General features: G+C 40.3%; 12 protein-coding genes. 1 reads left to right on the forward strand and 11 read right to left on the reverse strand.

Annotated features, from left to right (window positions below; translation table 11 throughout):
• Position 1: 1 nt before the first annotated feature.
• The 4 genes from BIV16_RS08730 to galT all read right to left on the reverse strand — a co-directional run bounded on the left by BIV16_RS08730 (position 2) and on the right by galT (position 4,632).
• On the reverse strand, positions 2 to 466 hold the full coding sequence (locus BIV16_RS08730) for a COG2426 family protein (protein WP_075681779.1): 465 nt from the start codon (positions 464 to 466) through the stop codon (positions 2 to 4).
• Positions 467 to 537: 71 nt separating this feature from the next.
• Positions 538 to 1,599: a histidinol-phosphate transaminase gene (hisC, locus tag BIV16_RS08735; protein ID WP_075681781.1), complete on the reverse strand. Its 1,062-nt coding sequence runs from the start codon at positions 1,597 to 1,599 to the stop codon at positions 538 to 540.
• A gap of 85 nt (positions 1,600 to 1,684) precedes the next feature.
• The gene (locus BIV16_RS08740; RefSeq protein ID WP_075681783.1) at positions 1,685 to 2,872 is read right to left on the reverse strand and encodes a pyridoxal phosphate-dependent aminotransferase; all 1,188 of its coding nucleotides are present in this window, start codon (positions 2,870 to 2,872) and stop codon (positions 1,685 to 1,687) included.
• Between the two features lie 230 nt (positions 2,873 to 3,102).
• A complete protein-coding gene (gene galT / locus BIV16_RS08745) occupies positions 3,103 to 4,632 on the reverse strand; it encodes a UDP-glucose--hexose-1-phosphate uridylyltransferase (protein WP_075681875.1) in 1,530 nt (509 codons plus the stop codon).
• A gap of 291 nt (positions 4,633 to 4,923) precedes the next feature.
• Here galT and BIV16_RS08750 point away from each other — a divergent pair, with 291 nt between their 5' ends.
• Positions 4,924 to 5,727: a hypothetical protein gene (locus BIV16_RS08750; RefSeq protein ID WP_075681785.1), complete on the forward strand. Its 804-nt coding sequence runs from the start codon at positions 4,924 to 4,926 to the stop codon at positions 5,725 to 5,727.
• A 799-nt stretch (positions 5,728 to 6,526) separates the two neighbouring features.
• Here the strand turns inward: BIV16_RS08750 and pulA are convergent.
• The 7 genes from pulA to BIV16_RS08785 form a co-directional block, all read right to left on the reverse strand.
• Positions 6,527 to 9,226, reverse strand: a complete 2,700-nt coding sequence (gene pulA / locus BIV16_RS08755; protein ID WP_075681787.1) for a type I pullulanase — start codon at positions 9,224 to 9,226, stop codon at positions 6,527 to 6,529.
• Between the two features lie 246 nt (positions 9,227 to 9,472).
• Positions 9,473 to 12,529 carry a glycoside hydrolase family 2 TIM barrel-domain containing protein gene (locus BIV16_RS08760; RefSeq protein ID WP_075681789.1) on the reverse strand — a complete coding sequence of 1,019 codons (3,057 nt, stop codon included), beginning with the start codon at positions 12,527 to 12,529 and terminating at the stop codon, positions 9,473 to 9,475.
• Between the two features lie 135 nt (positions 12,530 to 12,664).
• Complete coding sequence (locus BIV16_RS08765) at positions 12,665 to 13,498, reverse strand: carbohydrate ABC transporter permease (protein WP_242940411.1); 834 nt, start codon at positions 13,496 to 13,498, stop codon at positions 12,665 to 12,667.
• Positions 13,491 to 14,384: a carbohydrate ABC transporter permease gene (locus tag BIV16_RS08770; RefSeq protein ID WP_075681791.1), complete on the reverse strand. Its 894-nt coding sequence runs from the start codon at positions 14,382 to 14,384 to the stop codon at positions 13,491 to 13,493. The genes BIV16_RS08765 and BIV16_RS08770 overlap by 8 nt, the downstream gene beginning before the upstream one ends.
• Before the next feature lie 79 nt (positions 14,385 to 14,463).
• Positions 14,464 to 15,813 carry an ABC transporter substrate-binding protein gene (locus tag BIV16_RS08775; protein ID WP_075681793.1) on the reverse strand — a complete coding sequence of 450 codons (1,350 nt, stop codon included), beginning with the start codon at positions 15,811 to 15,813 and terminating at the stop codon, positions 14,464 to 14,466.
• A gap of 241 nt (positions 15,814 to 16,054) precedes the next feature.
• Complete coding sequence (locus BIV16_RS08780) at positions 16,055 to 16,993, reverse strand: AraC family transcriptional regulator (protein ID WP_075681795.1); 939 nt, start codon at positions 16,991 to 16,993, stop codon at positions 16,055 to 16,057.
• Positions 16,994 to 17,295: 302 nt separating this feature from the next.
• Complete coding sequence (locus tag BIV16_RS08785) at positions 17,296 to 18,300, reverse strand: LacI family DNA-binding transcriptional regulator (RefSeq protein WP_075681797.1); 1,005 nt, start codon at positions 18,298 to 18,300, stop codon at positions 17,296 to 17,298.
• Positions 18,301 to 18,472 lie beyond the last annotated feature (172 nt).

Consider the following 18,472-nt stretch of genomic DNA (forward strand, 5'->3'; position numbering starts at 1 on the left):
GTTAAAAAATGTTAACCCCGACAAAGCTAAGTGTCATCATAATGACACCCGCAAGAAGAATTCCAAGTAACACTGCTGCTACCGTCGATTTAAAATCCATGTCTAAGATACTTGCTGCCAAGGTTCCGGTCCATGCACCTGTTCCAGGTACCGGAATTCCTACAAAAAGAAGTAATGCTAAAAACAAACCTCTTCCCGCCTTTGCCTGAAGTTTCTTTCCACCTTTTTCGCCTTTTTCCAGACAAAAAGTAAAGAATTTTCCGATAACCGGCTTATCCGCACCCCAGATTAACACTTTTCTGGCAAACAGATAAATAATCGGAATCGGTACCATATTTCCAATGATGCAAATGATAAAAGACGGAACAATCGGCAACCCAAAAATCTGCGAATATGGAATTGCTCCTCTTAATTCAATCAATGGCACCATGGAAATGAAAAAAATCATAATGTAATGCTTTAACATAAAATCTCCATTCCTGTGTGAAAACAACTGCTATGTGCACCATTTTGGCAGGAAAAATTTTCACACGAATTCTACTTTTTCTTCAAATACTTACGCAAAAAGGACAGAAATACATCCATCTGCTCATCCGTACCAATACTGATACGAAGATAGTTATCAATTCTCTCTTTTGCAAAATAACGTACAAAAATATGTTCTTTCTTTAACGCCTCGAAAAGCTCTTTTGCCGTAACTGACTCATGTGTTGCAAAAATGAAGTTGCTCATGGAATCTGCAAACGAAAATCCGAGTTCTTTTAATTCTTTCTTCACACGTTCTCTTGTTTGAACTACTTTTGTAGTTGTTTCTTCAAAATACGCTCTGTCACGAATCGCAGCAGTTCCGAGTGCCAGGGTGAGCTGATTCATTGTGTAGGAGTTGAAGGAATACTTCACATCACTTAAATAGCGAATCAGCTTTTCATTTCCCATTGCATAACCAATGCGGATTCCTGCCATGGAGCGGGATTTTGAAAATGTCTGTACCACAAGCAGGTTATCATATTTTTGAATCAAAGGCAATGCTGACTTTCCTCCAAAGTCAATATATGCTTCATCCACCACCACTATCACATCTTTATTTTTCTGCAAAATCTGCTCAATTTTGTCTGTTTCAAGCAGTACGCCGGTTGGCGCATTCGGGTTTGGGAAAATGATACCGCCATTTTCTTTTTCATAATCGGTAACATCAATCGTAAAGTCACTCTTTAACGGCTGGACTTCATACGGAATGCGAAGCATATCTGCCCATACATCATAAAAAGAGTAGGTGATGTCCGGGAAAAGAATTGGCTTTTTGCTATTAAAAAATGTCAGGAAAATCATGGCAAGTACATCATCTGAACCAACGCCGACAAACACCTCTTCCTTTTTTACCCCGTAAAACTGCGCAATTGCCTCTACAAGCTCCCCGCAGGATGGGTCTGGATACAGTCTAAGCCGATCCGTTTCAAAGGCACGATACACCTCTTTAACGCCTGGTGCCGGTGGATATGGGTTTTCATTTGTATTTAACTTAATGATGTCTTTCTCTTTTGGCTGCTCCCCTGGTGTGTATGGAACAACCTTGCGCACATAACTTTCCCAGTTACTCATTTTTCTACCAAACCTTTCTATCACCTTTTATATTGTAATTGTTGCTTTCAACTACAAATGTATTTTTATACGATATTTTTGAAACTTAAATCAAGTGATATTCTTTTGCTAATTTTTCAAATGCTGCCATGGAATTTTGAACCGTCTCATGGGAAACGCAGTAAGCAAGTCTGACATAACCAGGACATGCAAACGCACTTCCTTTTACCATCATGATATTGTATTTCTTTCCGGCATTGACAAATTCTTCCTCGTCACATGGAGCTTTTACCCACATGTAAAAGGCGCCCTCTGGTTTGATACAGGTAAATCCTAATTTTTGTAATCCCTCATATAAGGCGATACGGTTTTCATCGTAAAATGCAAGGTTTGTCTTCTCGTCTAGGCATCTTGCAACGGCCTTTTGCATCAGACCCGGTGCATTGACAAATCCAAGGGTACGGTTTGACACTTCAATTCCGTCTAAAACTGTCTTGGCATCTGTCACTTCGTCTGGAACTACAACGTAACCGATACGCTCTCCCGGAAGGGATAAAGACTTGCTAAAGGAGTATCCGACAATCGTATTGTGATAATATTTGGTTAAGAAATCTTCCTTATTGCCATCGTAGACAAGTTCTCGGTATGGTTCGTCGGAAATCAGATAGATTTCTTTTCCAAGTTCTTTTTCTTTTGCTGTCAAAATCTCACCCATTTTTCGCATGGTATCTTCGTGATAAATGACACCGGTCGGATTGTTTGGGGTATTGACAATCACGGCTTTTGTTTTTTTGTTAATTTTCGCTGCAAACTCTTCCAAGTTTGGCTGGAATGTCTGAAAGTCCGGCGCAACCTCTACCACTTTTGCATCAAAATTTGCCGCGTAACTTCTATATTCACCAAAATATGGAGCAAAGACAATCACTTCATCTTCCGGGTCTAAAATCGTCTTAAAGATGATATTTAGGCCGCCTGCAGCTCCTACTGTCATGACAATATTATGAAAATCAAAGTTTGTTCCAAAACGTTTGTTTAAATTCTTTGCAATTGCCTCTCTTACTTCCGGGAAACCGGAGTTTGACATGTAACCGTGTAAAGTCACCGGATCTTCCTCTTTTAAAAGGTCACAGATTGCCTGATTGAACGCTTCCGGTGCCGGTGTTGCCGGATTCCCCAAAGAGTAATCATACACATTCTCTGCCCCGATTTTATCTGCTAATTCTTTTCCTTCTACAAACATGGCACGGATAACAGAACTTCCTTTTAATGCCTGCTGAATTTTCTTTGATATCATAGTTATTTCCTCTTTTCCATCTGTCGATGTTGTTTTTCACATCGAATGTATCTTTATTCACTTTACAATAAGGCGCGCAGATTGTAAAGATTTTTATAAAGGAATCGGGTGTAAAAAGGTTCCTTCTCGAAATCCAAAACCTCTTTACACCCGATTTTTCCAAATCCTATGTGCTGTTAACTTCGTTATCTGTCTGGCTTTTCAGCCACACATTACCGATTATTTTCTTATTAGATGCTTTCCACAAAACGCATGAATGCTTTTCTTCCTGCTTCATCACATTTGTAAACACCGGCATCCTTTAATACTTCATTGAACACCAGACCGATTTCTTTTTGAATGATTTCATGTACATTTTCTGCTGTCACATTCTCATATTTTGGTAAAAATTCATCTACCCAGTCTGCATGTTTTTCTAAGACTTCATCTTTGCGGATATCGCTTCCGGCAAGGATTGCCTGCTCTAATGCTGCCATTTCACCCTTTAAACGTGCCGGTAAAACAGCGAGTCCCATAACCTCAATCAGACCGATGTTTTCTTTTTTAATATGATGCAGTTTTGCATGTGGATGATAAACACCAAGTGGATGTTCCTCTGTGGTGATGTTGTTACGAAGTACCAAATCTAACTCGAAATCTTCTCCACGTCTTCTTGCGATTGGTGTGATGGTGTTATGTGGTTCACCGTCTGTTTCTGCATAAATATACGCTTCTTCATCGGTATAACCTCTCCATGCAAGTAAGATTTTATCTGCAAGTTCAATCAGACGTTCTTTTTCTTTTGCACGAATACGAATGACAGACATTGGCCATTTTACGATTCCTGCTTTTACATCGGAAAATCCTTCAAAGCTGATTTCTTTTTCAATTGGCGCTTTTGCCATTGCAAATTCATAGTGACCGCCCTGGAAATGGTCGTGACTTAAGATAGAACCTCCTACGATAGGAAGGTCTGCATTAGAACCTACAAAATAATGTGGGAACTGTGTCACAAAGTCTAATAATTTTCCAAAGGTAGCACGCTCAATTTTCATCGGTGTATGCTTTGCATTGAACACGATACAGTGCTCGTTGTAGTATACATAAGGAGAATACTGAAAAAACCAGTCGCTGTTGTTGATGGTTACCGGAATAATTCTATGATTCTGTCTTGCCGGATGGTTGACACGTCCTGCATAACCTTCGTTTTCTTTACATAATAAGCATTTTGGATATCCACTCTGTTTTGCATGTTTTGCTGCAGCAATTGCCTTTGGATCTTTTTCCGGCTTGGAAAGGTTGATGGTGATATCGAGTGTTCCAAATTCTGTCTCTGCTGTCCACTTCTGGTCTTTTTTGATTCTGTCTCTACGGATGTAGTTTGAATCACAGCTTAATTTGTAAAAATAATCTGTTGCAGCCTGTGGAGATTCGTTTTCATATAAACTTTTGAATTTTCCTCTTACTTCGCTTGGTCTCGGCATTAAAAGACTCATAATCTTGGTGTCAAACAAGTCACGGTAAACGATGCTGTTCTCCTTCATGATGCCATGCTCATACGCATAATCCATCATCTCTGCCAAAATACCTTCTAACGCTGCCTGGGCACTCTCCTGCGTCATTGGCTCTCTTTTTGCATACGCCTCTACCACTTCGTCTTCTAATTCATCTAATTCAAAAAGCTCTAACAGACGGTTTCTGGTAAAAAGTTCATCCTCTTTTTCGATTAAGCCTGTTACAAGTCCATATTCTGTTAATTCTAAAATTTTTTCCTGTATCATTTTCGCTCTCTCACCTTTCTGATTCTTTTTTCTAAAATCCTGATATGCAACATGTTTTTCCTTTTTTCTGTCCATGTTTTTCTGCTTAATTTTATTATAACAAACGATTTTTTCTTTGCAATCCTTTTGCCGGACAGTGCAACATAGTTTTTACATTTTGCAACAAAATTACATATTTTACATTTCTAATATTTTCCCGGATGTCAATATTTTTTTACAAATCGCCGATAACATAGACAGGAATATTGTTTTCTGATTTTCATAGTCACAAAAAGCATGGAGGAATCAAGGATGAACCTAACCATAAACAATTATGTGAGCAGCACACAGACCGGACTTTCTGGTGGAACCCTTAATACAGGAAATACCAGCACAAAAGAAACCGGTTCCTTTCGCACAGGGAAGTCGAAAGCCAAGAAAATGTTACACTACAATGCAAAGTCACTCTCTGCACAGATTTTGCGTGCCACAAAATCACGGACAGCTTCTACTGCTCTCGTCAAGGCCAAAAATACGGTGAGCAGTCTGAAACGCTGCCTTGGAACCGGGGAATACGATGACTCTGAAGTGGAGGTTGCACTTGCACACGCAAAGAAAATGGTAAAATGCGCACAGACGAAGGTAGCCAATTTAAAACAAGAAGAGGCATTACAACGAAAATACAGCCGTGAAAAAGCTTCAAAGGAACAACAGCAAAAATCCGAAGTCAAACGGCGCGTTCACCAGAAAGAACAGAATCTAAAAGAAAAGATTGCAGCTGAAGAACTGCAACAGATTCAAAAAGAGAAAAAGCAAAAACAGGAGATTTCAGGAAAACGCCAGATGCATCGGAAGGTGGAACGCAATGAATTAAGTGAAGCAGATATGAAATATTTACAAGACACGATGGAATACCGCCACGAAAGTCACGTGGATTGCTCTAGTGTCTCTGTTGATTTATCCAGTGTTGGAATGTCTATGAGTGAGCTTCAACAAATCGAGGCTCAGATTTCCGCAGAGGTCGAAACAGATGCTGCCACAGATGCCGGCGCTGGTACAGATATCGCCTCTGGCGCAACCGGAGCTGGTGTTGGCGGGGGCTCTGTGTCTGAATAAGTGTCGGTGAAAGTGTTTAAGAGATGGTTGGACTGAATTTGGGTTGATGGAAGTATTTGTAGAGTTGGTTGGGCTGGTTTTGTGTCGGAGAAAGTGTTTTTATTTTCAAAGCTGGTTGGGGCTGGATTTATGCCCCTCTGTTTCTAACCTGGACAATTAGATTGTTTCGATGGCTTTAGGTGTTTTTAAGGATTTTGTAAATTTTCTACTCCATTGGCTTGGTGGCCTTAGGTGTTTTTTTTGATTTTGTGAATTTTCTACTCCATTGGCTTGGTGGCCTTAGGTGTTTTCTGGGGTTTTCTTCATTTTCTACTCCATTGACTCGATAGCATTAGGTGTTTTTCTGGAGTTTGTGAATTTTCTACTCCATTCAAAAGAATAATTGGAGTAGATTTTTCAAAAATAGCTAAAAAACACCTAATGCTGCTGCACCAGTGGAGTGAAAATTCCGGGAAATCTTCAAAAACACCTAAAGTTAATTTCACTAGATATATGCAAAAAAAGAACCCCAACCACAGAAATAAAAAATGGGAATTCCTTTATTTCAAAAGCCCGGGCGGGTGCGTCAGACCCCAATTTTCTGACACGCCTCGCCCGGGCTTCTTTATCTGAATATATCGTTTTTACTATGCATCTACAAATGTAGTTGCAGATATCTCGTATAAGCAATCCCTTCCCAACTTAATAACCGGATTCCTTATAACATTCCCCATAATAACCAATACCTTCTCTTACAAGTTTGATTGCTTTATTTCTCCAATAAATTCAATCGACTTATTTTTATAACAAGTTCTATCCATTATTTCTTCTTGCGTTTCTTTGCAATCACAATGCCTGCTACTGCTCCACCTGCTACTGCAGCACCTACGCCTGCTAAAACTTTTCCAAAACCTTTCTTTCCTGTGGAAGAAACTTTTACAGTCCCATCACCGGATTTGATTAAAACAAGTGCAGAAATTGGATCTACGGTTGCTTCACCGGAAACCTCCCCAAGGCTCTCGGTTCCTGCTTTTTCACCGTTGATGTAAACAGACCATGTTCCATCTGGAAGCGTTACTTTTGTCTCCTCCTGGTTTGGATTGAAAATCACATACATATTGTCTGCTGTTTCTCCATTCACACCACCTGTAGTAGCAAACGCGGTAACATTTGCATCAAGCCCCTCTACCGGAGTAACATGAGCCGCAACATCTTTTGCATCTGTTAAACGAAGCACCGGATGATCTTTACGGAACGCAATCAGTCCCTTGTAGTACTGATATACATTCTGGTATTCCTCTTCCTCAAGGGTTGCCCATTTTAAGCTGTTTACAGAATCGGAAGATGCATAACTGTTCTCCTCGAATCCACCAGAAGCATTTTTCTTCGTTCTTAAGAATTCTTCCCCTGCCTGCATCAAAGGTGTTCCCTCGGCTGTCAGATAAATTGCTGCTGCAAGGTTGTTCATCTTCACTCTGTCTTCTCTGCTGGTTCCTGTTGTTGATCTTGTGATTCGATCAATCAAAGTCATATTATCATGGCAGGAAATGTAGTTGATGGTCTGTGTCGGTGATTTGCACCAATCAGATGCTCCCATGAAACACTTCTCTACTTCTTCCTCATCCCCTGTCTCACCAGATACATATCCGATGGTAGAAGTATCAAACACATGTCCTTTTAAAAGATCACGGATGGTATCGCTAAAGTATGCAAAATCCGGTGTCTCTTCGGAATTCTTCTGTGTTGCAAGTGTACAGTCCTTTGTTGTCGTGGTGTCAAGCTCCCAGCCTTCGCCATAGAAAATGACATTTGGATGATCTTTGTGAACTTCTTCTACAATCTCATTAATCGTATCTGTATCCAAAAGACCAACTAAGTCAAAACGGAATCCATCAATATGATACTCGTCTGCCCAGTAGCATACAGAATCCACGATGTACTTACGAACCATGGAGCGCTCAGATGCAGTATCATTTCCACAACCGGAACCATTAGAATAAGTACCATTCTCATCCACACGTGAAAAATAATCTGGAACAATCAGGTTGAAATTAAAAGTTCCTGCATTGTATACATGATTGTAAACAACGTCCATGATAACACTAAGGTCATTATCATGAAGAGATTTTACCATCTGCTTCATCTCTTTTACTCTTACTTCACCATGATATGGGTCCGTAGAATAAGAACCTTCTGGTACATTGTAATTCTCCGGATCATAACCCCAGTTGAACTGTGGTTTGTCTAACGCAGTCTCGTCTACGGATGCGTAATCGTAAACCGGAAGCAAATGAATATGTGTAATTCCCAAATCTTTGATATGGTCAATTCCGGTAGGAGTTCCGTTTGGTGTCGTGGTACCGGTCTCTGTCAAACCTAAGAACTTACCAGCATTCTTGATTCCAGAGTTCTCATCCATTGCAAGGTCCCTGATATGTAATTCATAAATGACATCATCGGTAATATTGTTACCTGCATGTGGGTCTGTATCCTCATCCCATCCTTCTGGATTGGTGGAAGATAAGTCAATGACCATGGCGCGTTTTCCATTTACACCTGTAGTTCTTGCATATGGATCACAAGCTTCATTCTCTGCTCCGTTTACCGTTACAAGATAGGTATAGTAAACGCCGTTTAAATCTCCCTCTTTGCTGGCTACCCAGGTTCCATTTACATCCTGTTCCATGGTAATCTGTTCTACCAGGTCATCCGTATCCGGTGTACCTGATTCGTATAGGTTTACTTTTACTGCATCTGCAGTTGGCGCCCATACACGAAATGTTGTTTTTTCCTTTGTCCATGTTGCACCAAGGTCATCACCGGTATAGGTGTATTTTTCCTCAAATGCATCTGTTGAATAAATGTTTGGCATAATAATTTTGTACTCATTTCCTTCAAATGTTATAGTATAGCTTTTGGCATCCTCTAACGGTTCTGCCAGTTTGACCTGGTAAGTATTGTCTTTTTCTGCTTCAACCGAATCGATTGCAACAGTTCCTTCCAGACCTTTTACGGAAAATGCGGAGTCTGTATCGCCCTCTATCTCACCAGTCATTGTGACTTCCACACTTCCCTCTCCGTCGTAACGGGCTTTCTTTACCTTCGTTCCGACAACAGCGTCTTCCCCGTACTCTTTTGTGTAACCCTCAACCCCGGATTCCACATAAATATCTACGGCACCAGACACCATCTCCGAGATGTCAATAAACTGATCTTCATCCACATCTTTCGCCCAGTCCTTCGTTCGAATGATAAATCCTACCGATGTTGTTCCCGGTGTAAGCTCCTTGGTCGCAACCATCTCTCCATCTTCCTCTTCGAAGTCATAGGCACCTCCGTCTTTCCCTTCTTCCCACAGCCAGGCATCCCAGCCATCATAATCTCCATCTTCACGGTGATAATGTAGTCGTAAAGTGAGTGCCTCGTCTGCCTTCACTGTCACTGCCTCCATAAAAGTCGGCAGTATGCTTGTCAATAATAGACATAGCGCCATTAATAGTGCTTTTGCCCTACTTTTCATAAGTAAACCCCATCCCTTCTGTTACATTATGTGCAAATTGTAACACATAAAATATTTTTGGTAAAGGGTTTTTGGCTATATTTTTTCATTTTACGAAAATTTCCGAAATTTTTATCAAATTATGAGAAGTATATTACACATACTACCACATGTTGTCACGTAATTCTTCCAGCAAATGAATTTTCCAAACCACAAAAGGGGCTCACCCAGCACCGGATGAACCCCTTTTCACTCTTTCCTGTCTTATTAAATTCCCTTAAACGTAAAGGTAAACTCTAATTTTTTCGTTACGTCAATGTGATATTCCGGGTGAACCAAAGCTCCCCAGCTATCGTCACCGCCAACACCCATCTGCGCTTTTGCAACACGGATTACGGTGTAGTGAACCTGAGGCAGCTCATAGTCATGCATTGCATTTTCCATCTCATGCGGTGTGTACGGAAGTGCGGAAAAGCACATTGCATCTCCGGTAAAAAGTAATCCTCTTCCCTTTCGGTCCGTCACTTTTGCCCAGCGGACCTCCTCTTTATTTCCACATTCCTGCGGCACGAGATATTTTGCCATATTATCTTCCACACGGTTTGCATAGATTCCTAATTTTGCGCCGTGCTTGCGGTCTGCATAAGTCTCTGATTCACCAAGTCCATACCATTCTACCTGGTTATAATCTGCATTTAATTTTAGCATCATACCAAACTCTGGCATGTCTCCTAACTCCTTGACCGGATCATAACGAAGTGTTGTCGCAATCGTTCCATCACCATATACTGTGTAGGCAACTTCACATTCACTAGAAGGTGTGGTTGGCAGATAATACGTAAACGTTACTGTCACCTTGTCTTCTTCCTCTTTCACACCAATTGGAACTTCTTTAAAAGAATCTACACTCTTGTGTGTTGCATACAAACTTGCAATCTTCCACTGTGCATAACGTGCCGGTGCGCTGCTTCCCATATCGTTATCAATTGGTGCTCTCCAGAAGTTTGGCATTGGAATCTTTTCTATCATTTCTTTTCCTGCATAACGGTAAGATACTAATCCACCATTTAACTTTGAGAAAAGGACATCAAAATTCTCGCCTTTTACACCAATATTTAATTTTCCATGGATGACGGTAAACGGTTTCTTCTCGCCCTCCAATACCGGAAGTTTCTCAAATACTTTCTGACCAAATGCCACTTCATGACCAGCTTTTGCCCAGCGTGTATCCTCTTTTGTCACAAAAGAAACGGTCACACTGTACTCTGCGTCCTTTTTAACCTCAAATGGCATCTCAAATGTCTTTGTCTCAAGCGGATTTACAGAAACCGCCAATTCTTTTCTTTGAATCTCATGACCTTCACGCTCCAAGATTGCGATGCAGCGATAGGTGTCGGTATTTAAGAAAAGATTCTTATTTACAACTGTAATTGTATCCTCCGTAATCTCTACGGAAATGTTCTGGTAGTTGTATTTTACTTCCTGCATTTTTGGTGATTCTTTCCGCTCACCACCATAACAGATTCCGTTTCCGCTGAAATTATAATCCGTTGGGCGCTCGCCGAAATCACCACCGTATGCCTGAAATTCTTTTCCATAACGGTCTTTTTTGTAAATAGACTGATCAATGTAATCCCAGATAAATCCACCCTGATAACGTGGCTCTGTATCTGTCAAATCTGTGTATTTGTGCATGGCACCACAGGAATTTCCCATTGCGTGTGTATATTCACAGCAGATAAACGGTTTTTCTTTGTTCTCTGCCAGATACTTTTTGATGCGCTCCACAGACGGATACATCTGGCTTTCCATGTCACTGGTTTCATCATAACGACGGTCGTTGAATACACCTTCGTAGTGAACCAGACGGTTTGCATCTAATTTATGGAACTCTTTTGACATTTCCAAAAGAACTTTTCCACCAAATGATTCATTTCCGCAGGACCAGATTAAAATGGATGGATGGTTTTTATCTCTCTGGTAGCAGGAGTTGACGCGGTCAAGCATCATTCCAAGCCATTCCATGTTATCTCCCGGAACTACGGTCGTATTATCCGCTTCTCCACGAAGTACCGGGTCCCAGGAACCGTGGGATTCCAGGTTATTTTCCGCAATCAGATACAATCCATACTCATCACACAACTGATAGATTGCAGAATCATCTGGATAATGACAGGTACGAATGGCATTGATGTTATTACGTTTCATAGTCTCAATATCCAAAATCAGTTCTTTTCTTGAAACAGCACGTCCTGTCACAGAGCTGAATTCATGGCGGTTGACACCCTTAAAGACAATACGTTTTCCATTGATTAACATAATGCCGTCTTTCATTTCAAAGCGGCGGAATCCAACATGCATGGATGTCACTTCCTGCAAAATCCCTGCCTCGTCGGACACTTCAATTTTTAACTCATATAAATAAGGAATCTCAGCACTCCAAAGCTTTGGACTTGCAATTGCAAAAGAAAAGCTATTCTCAAGGTCAAGTTCCCTTTCCTCCTCCATGACCTGGTTTTCTCCATCCAGTAATGTAAACTTTGCCTTTCCTTTTGCGGTACTGATTAACCCGACTTTCAAATTAGCGGCATCTAACGACTCTGTTACTTCCGGCTCTACCTTGACATCATACAAGTGCACCTTTGGAACCGTGTAGAGGTAAACGCTTCTAAAAATTCCGGAGAAACGGAAGAAATCCTGATCTTCGCACCAGCTGCTAGACGTCCATTTAAAGACCATTGCAGCAAGTTTATTTTCGCCTTCTACAAGGTATGGTGTCAGTTCAAACTCCGACGGTGTAAACGTATCTTCACTGTATCCAACATAATGACCATTTAAGAAAAGTGCAATTCCGCTCTCCACACCCTGGAACGATACAAATACTTTCTGATTAGAAAAGTTTTCCGGCAATGTGAAATATTTCACATAACAAGCGGTTGGATTAAATTCGGTTGGAATCTCATCCGTCCAGATTTCCTCTCTTCCATCCCATGGATACTGCACATTCGCATACTGCGGGACATCGTATCCTTCCATCTGGATATGTGCCGGAACACGGATGTCATCCCAGCTCTTACAAATGTATTCTGTGGACTCAAAACCAGGAATGACCTGGTCTAAATTTTTTGCATAATGGAATTTCCATACTCCATCCAGCGAAATGCGAAAGCTGCTTCCTGCAGCACCTCCTGCAAAAGCTTTGTCTTCTTTTGCACGCTCTGCTTCCTCCCAAGAGGCATAAGCAATGTGATCGGAATGTGCCTTTAATCTGTTGTCAGAGAAAAAAGTTGGATCCTTAATTTTAGATGTATCAAATTTTTGCATACGCTACCTCCGTTTATAACTATCCGGTGTCCCTCCCATAAGTGGGAAAGGCACCGGATCCTATTGTTCTTCCACGCTTTTTAAGCTATTTTTTCGAAGCTATGATTTACATTATGTAAACCAATTGTAGAGATTTTATTTTACTGCACCGGTGATACCTTCTGCGAACTGTTTCTGTAATACGAAGAAGATAATCATCGTTGGGATGGAACAGAATAAAACGCCCATCATAAGTACACCATAATCAACTGTGTATCCTGCTGCAAGGTTGGCAATCAACATTGGCATTGTCTGCGCTCTGTTATCGTTCATAACTACCTTTGGCCATAAGTATGCATTCCAGGAGTTCATGAATGTGATAACGCCGGCTGCTGCATATGTTGATTTCTGAATTGGCAGATACATTTGAAAGAAAATCTTAAACTCACTCAGTCCATCGATTCTGGCTGCCTCAATGACATCAACTGGGAAGTTTCTCGAATTCTGTCTGAACATCATGATTAAGAACGGTGTTGAAATCGTTGGTAAAATGAATGCCCATACAGTATTTAACAATTTCATGGATGACATCATCTTGAACAATGGAATCATTGTCGCAACCTGTGGTACCATCATTGCAAGCAATAAGATGGAAAATACACGGTCTTTTTGTTTGTCATGATACAACTCAAATCCATATCCTGCGAGAGAACAGATTAATAATGCTACCAATGTCTGAACGGTAGAATATAAAAACGAGTTACCCAGCCCTTTTGCAAGGTCCTGCTGCTGAATCAGCTTCTGGAAGTTCTGCACTGCCTGTGTTCCAAACACAATCTTTCCTCTTGCCACATCTACCGTATCGTTTGTAGCTGCTGTAATCATCCAGTACAATGGGAATACGGAAATAAAGGACACAATGATAAGGAAAATATAAGAAGGAATTAATCTTTTCTGGATTGAAGATCCACCACGTTTTTTCTTAGTCACGTTTGTCACCTACTTTCATATTAATCATTGCAAGAATTGCAACTAAAATGAATACAAAGAAGGACATTGCGGATGAATATCCAAAGTTTGCAACACCATTACCAAAGGAGTTATTGTAAATGTAATGGGACATTGTAATGGTTGCATTCGCCGGTCCACCTTTTGTTAAGTTTACAGATTCGTCGAACAACTGTAAGGTACCGTTGATTGACATGATAACGGTCATAACGATTGTCGGTCTTAATAATGGTACTGTAATTTTCCAGAATGTTTTCCATCCGCTTGCACCATCTATCTTGGCTGCTTCGTAAACGGAATATTCAATATTCTGAAGTCCTGCAAGGAAGAATACCATGTTGTATCCGGTCCATCTCCAAATCAAGGCAATAATGATAATTGCTTTTGCTGTGGATGCAGTTCCTAAAAAGTTAAAGTTTGTTTCAAGGATACCAAGTTTTACAAGGATGGTATTCATCAATCCGTTTGTAGCAAACAACGATTTAAAAATCAAAGAATAGGATACTAAGGATGTCGCACATGGTAAGAATACACAGGTACGGAAAAATCCTTTGAATTTCAAATCCTTGTTATTTAAAATCTGTGCCAGAAGAATTGCTAATACAAGCATGATTGGCACCTCTATAATGAGATACAGGAACGTATTCTTGACAGATGTCATAAATAAGTTATCCTGGAACATTCGTGTATAATTGTATGTGAGTGGATTTGTCCAAGTCATATTTGCGCTTGAACCTGTTTTGAGTGATGTAATAAAAGCCTGAATAATCGGGTAAAAACTCATGATTACGATTAATAATGTGGCTGGTGTCAAAAAGGCCCATCCGGCCGCATGTTGCTTTGCTGTTACTGTTCTCTTCTTCTTCATCGTTGAACCAGTCCTCCTTTTTGTAGCAAACGGGGAGTCAGTCTTGCCGGCTCCCCGTCGCTTAGTTTCTTAATTAATCTTACTGCTGCATTTCAAAATCTAACTGATCCTGTGCATCCTGTAATGCTGTCTTTTCATCTGTACCGTCTTTAATCTGAATGATTGCTGCTGCAACTTTTTCACGGCATGTGTAGTGATAATCGCTCTGTTCTACAACTTTTACATGAGAGCCCATTTCTACAATCTTAGCGTAGATAGCCTGGTTATTGAAGTATTCAACACCTTCGTTGTATACGTCAGACTGACCAGCGGAGATACATGTTGTGATAACACCACCATTTTTAAGAGCTGCGTCATATGTTTCTGTACTTCCACCAAATGTGTAAGCTAAGAATTTCTTTGCTAAATCCTGGTTCTTGCAGTTGCTTGTAATGTAAAGGGAAGATCCACCGTTGGAAGCGTATCCTTCTTCACCACCTAATGTAGGCATAGAAGTAATTTCCCATTTACCACTGTTCTCAGAAACCTGTTCGATGGTAGGAATAATCCAGTTACCATTCATAACACCTGCAACCATATCACCAACGATTGTCTGATCTGTATAATCGGACCAGTCATTTGCTAAGTATAATACATTGTTCTCAATCATTCTCTCGATAACATCGATAATCTGAACCATAGTTTCGTTATCTACGATGTTTGCTTTGCCATCTTTGAACTGGGAAACACCTTCTGCCTGAAGCATCATGTAAGGTAAATCGTTTCCGTCTCCATCCATGGAAAGTAAGTATTTTCCTGTCTTATCAAAGACATCTTTACCGATTTCAATGAATCTGTCCCAGGTAATTCCTGTTACATCATCAAGTGTATATCCACACTCCTCTAAGATATCTGTTCTGTATGCGAAGATAACAGTTCCGTTATCTACCGGTAAACCATAATGTGTTCCATCGATTGTAGAGTAAGAAAGTTTTTCTTCTCCGAAGTCGGACCAGTCAACATCTGCATCATCCACAGAAACAAAAGCGTCTGGATAGTTTGTTACATACTGTTTGAAGTAGTGATCCTGGAATAAGATGATATCTGTCAGGTTGCTGTAATCTCCGGCAGAACCTGCTAATGTAAGTGCATCTTCAATATCAGATGACTGGGATACTTCATTGATTTTCAATTCGAAATCCGGGTCAACATTCTTCTTGTAATCTGCTGCTGCAGCTTCAAGAGCTGGAATGTTGAAGTTCTTGTCCCATGCGGATACGGTTAAGGTGTGTTCACCATCGCCACTTCCTGTTACTTCGGCAGTCTGTGTGCTATCCCCCGATGCACTGTTGCCTGCAGAGCTGCTGGAATCCGAACTGGAACCACATCCTGCAACCATTGATACTGCCATTGCTGAAATCAGCATGAGTGAAATTACTTTTCTCTTCATATTTGTTTCCTCCCAAACAATGATTAGTTTTCACAATCAATCTTTTGAGATGTGACTTTTGTACTTGTGTAGTTTGTACATTTTATTATCTCTCTCGATTGATTATATGTTTATTATAACGAATAGTATGTGTCTTGTGTTGTTATATTCCATTAAAAAAAGCGCATATTCAACCATTTTATATTGTTTTGGTCTTTTATGCGCTTATTTTTCCGTCAATCTGACGGATTTTGTTAAATTTTTACCAACCTTTTAGGGCAGATATCTTAAAATTGAGTAATTTTCGTTCATAGTTCTCCGGTTTAATCTTCCACTGGTATGGCGAGGTATCCAGGAACTTCTTAAAGTTACGGTTAAACGTGGATGTTGTGGAAAATCCGACCTTCTGTGCCACAACATCCATGGAATCATTTGATTTTTTCATAAGGTCACACGCATTCTGAATCCGAATCAGGTTGATGTAATCCATCGGTGACATGTTCATATATGCCTCAAAAACGCGTCGAAAATGCGTCTCACTCATGTGGCAGGCGTCTGCAAGGTCTGCAATCTTGATATTTTGTGCATATTCATTCTTCACAAAGTCAAGTGCCTCTGCAATCTGGCTAACACCGTTTTTCTTTCGAACCTCTTTTACTTTTGAATCAGCTTCATTTCTTCTTAAAATCTCTGTGACAAGAGCGATTGCAAGCCCCTTTACCTTTTCCGCATAGTGGGGTTTCTTAGACCGTACCTCTTCCATAATCATTTTTACGAGCAATGCAAGATTCCGATTTTCCCACTCATATAGGAAGGAAGCCTTTTTGTTGATTCGCTCTAAAAGTTCATGTCTGTATAGCGGATCTTCCGGATACATCTCTTCTAAAATCTGCATCGGATCAAAGAAAAGGTATTCCCAGAAACTTTGTTCTGCGCCCTGGTTGCTGATTGTAATATGTGGAAAATTGGAAGGAATGATACTTACCATCGCCGGTTCATATTCTCTGACATCCTCATCTAAAACAAGCTGTCCCCGTCCATTCCTGCAATATCCAATTTCCATCAGGTTATGAAAATGAAGATTGGTCTCATCGTGTCCATAATCACGAATCCAGCTGTCTCCTAATAATGCTAATACATATTCATTCTGTGGTACCTCATAAAAACGAAGTTCCATCGTTTCTTTTTTCTTTTTCCCCATCTTAATCGATCCTTTTTTGTCTCATTTAACCGGTTCATTTTGCAGTGTTGCGCAATCGGTTGTTCCGTATATTTAGTATAGGCATCCCATGTTTTTGTGTCAATATGCACAATTTATAATTTATTTTTTCGTTTTTTAGCAAATATGCCAAACAGAATGTTGTTTATTCCATTTGGCATATCTTTATCACTGCATTTGCGCAATCGGTTGTTCAGTTGATTTTACCTGATTTTTTAAAATCTGTGTCTGTGTTCTTTTTCATTTGTTGCGCTTACTTCTCTCTTTGAGCAAAATTGCACGTTTTACTTGGTCGATTCCTTTAAAACCACCTCATATGGAAGCAATGTTCTTTGTTTTACTTCCAATCCGTCAATCAAATCCAAAAGCGTACGGCAGGTTACCATCCCAAGCTCCTTTGCATCGAATTTCAGTGAGGTAATGGATGGCACATTGTTCTCTAAAACCGTACTGTTATAGAAGGAAGCAACCTTCACGTCCCTTGGTACCTCCTTGTGCTCCATCCGAAGTTTCTTTAACACACGGCTGCAGATTGCATCATCCATGCAAAGAATGCAATCCACCTTTTTTTCTAAAATTTCTTCTACCATCTTATCCACAAGCACACTATTCTCCAGATTCAAATAAAGAAGATTTTCATCCGGTGTCAATCCCATCTTCTGGTAGGCTTCGCGAAATCCCCTTAAACGGCTCTGTGTTACGACATGCCTCTCATCGCCGCCAATCAGTGCAACCTTTTTCAACTGCTTCATCAAAATATAAGACGTCAGTTCACGACAGGCACTTTTATGATTGTGGTCAATCTGCACAACCCCCGGATAGTTGCTGCTGCCGATGGTGACAAACGGAATCTCTTTCGTAGACAAATACTCAATCTGTGCATCCTCTACAAAAGTTCTCATCAAAATGACACCGTCTACCTTGTGGTTGGAAATGATACGCTCCAGCGACGAAATATCATTGTTTTTACAAATCGAAAGTAAGATATCATATTCCATGATGCCGGCAATTTCCTGGATTCCAAAAAGACATTCCTGGAAAAAGGTTAAGTCCACAACATCGTATTCTCCCGGCATCACAACACAGATGTTATATGTCTTGGACTGTGCTAAGCCTTTTGCAATAACATTTGGCTTATAATCATATTTTTCAATATATGCAAGGACTCTCTCTCTTGTCTCTTTTCCGATTCTTCCTTTTCCCGAAATTGCACGGGAAACCGTTGTTTTTGAAACACCCAGTGCATCTGCAACGTCTGCAATGGTAATGTTCTTGTTTTCCTTTTCCATACTCTTTCCCCTTTCGTATGTTCCTTTTGCGCACCAAATTTATCATGTTGCGCATTTTATCTCTATTATTTCTCAAATCTCCTTAAAAATCAATGCCTTCTCTTGTTTTTCTTTGTTTTTGTCACATTTTACCAATATAAATTTTTCCAGGACTGCGCTATAATTTGTTCAG

The organism is Roseburia sp. 831b, assembly GCF_001940165.2.
Taxonomy (GTDB): domain Bacteria; phylum Bacillota; class Clostridia; order Lachnospirales; family Lachnospiraceae; genus Roseburia.

Bases quoted from the DNA above. Each gene is read 5' to 3' on its own strand.
- BIV16_RS08770 (WP_075681791.1), bottom strand. From the start codon at position 14,384: ATGAAGAAGAAGAGAACAGTAACAGCAAAGCAACATGCGGCCGGATGG.
- hisC (WP_075681781.1), bottom strand. From the start codon at position 1,599: ATGAGTAACTGGGAAAGTTATGTGCGCAAGGTTGTTCCATACACACCA.
- BIV16_RS08750 (WP_075681785.1), top strand. From the start codon at position 4,924: ATGAACCTAACCATAAACAATTATGTGAGCAGCACACAGACCGGACTT.
- BIV16_RS08760 (WP_075681789.1), bottom strand. From the start codon at position 12,529: ATGCAAAAATTTGATACATCTAAAATTAAGGATCCAACTTTTTTCTCT.
- BIV16_RS08740 (WP_075681783.1), bottom strand. From the start codon at position 2,872: ATGATATCAAAGAAAATTCAGCAGGCATTAAAAGGAAGTTCTGTTATC.
- BIV16_RS08730 (WP_075681779.1), bottom strand. From the start codon at position 466: ATGTTAAAGCATTACATTATGATTTTTTTCATTTCCATGGTGCCATTG.
- pulA (WP_075681787.1), bottom strand. From the start codon at position 9,226: ATGAAAAGTAGGGCAAAAGCACTATTAATGGCGCTATGTCTATTATTG.
- BIV16_RS08785 (WP_075681797.1), bottom strand. From the start codon at position 18,300: ATGGAAAAGGAAAACAAGAACATTACCATTGCAGACGTTGCAGATGCA.
- BIV16_RS08775 (WP_075681793.1), bottom strand. From the start codon at position 15,813: ATGAAGAGAAAAGTAATTTCACTCATGCTGATTTCAGCAATGGCAGTA.
- galT (WP_075681875.1), bottom strand. From the start codon at position 4,632: ATGATACAGGAAAAAATTTTAGAATTAACAGAATATGGACTTGTAACA.
- BIV16_RS08780 (WP_075681795.1), bottom strand. From the start codon at position 16,993: ATGGGGAAAAAGAAAAAAGAAACGATGGAACTTCGTTTTTATGAGGTA.